Here is a 271-nt window from a genome sequence, read left to right on the forward strand (position 1 = left end):
TTCAATGAGTTGATTGTGAAGTACACTTCAAAGGAGTTGTCAACTTGGCTAACAACTTTTGTGAAGCTGACGATGATGAAGATGGTGCAAGGTTTGAACATCTGAGACCACATCGATGCATTTGATGACCTGGTGGTGGACTTGGAGAACCTTGGTGACATCATGGATGATGAAAGGAAGGCGCTTCATCTCTTAAGCTCTTTACCTTCATCATACCATAACTTGTCTTGGATACTTCTACATTGGGACAAGAAGATCATCACTTATTCTA

The 271-nt window shown here is 41.0% G+C and carries 1 protein-coding gene; it reads left to right on the plus strand.

Going from position 1 to position 271, the window contains the following annotated elements:
* Positions 1-111: 111 nt before the first annotated feature.
* Positions 112-271 (plus strand): hypothetical protein (locus tag KVT39_RS38840; protein WP_368858972.1); only part of this gene is annotated, 160 nt, incomplete at its 3' end.

It is taken from the genome of Burkholderia sp. GbtcB21 (assembly GCF_019091065.1).
Lineage (GTDB): Bacteria > Pseudomonadota > Gammaproteobacteria > Burkholderiales > Burkholderiaceae > Burkholderia > Burkholderia pyrrocinia_C.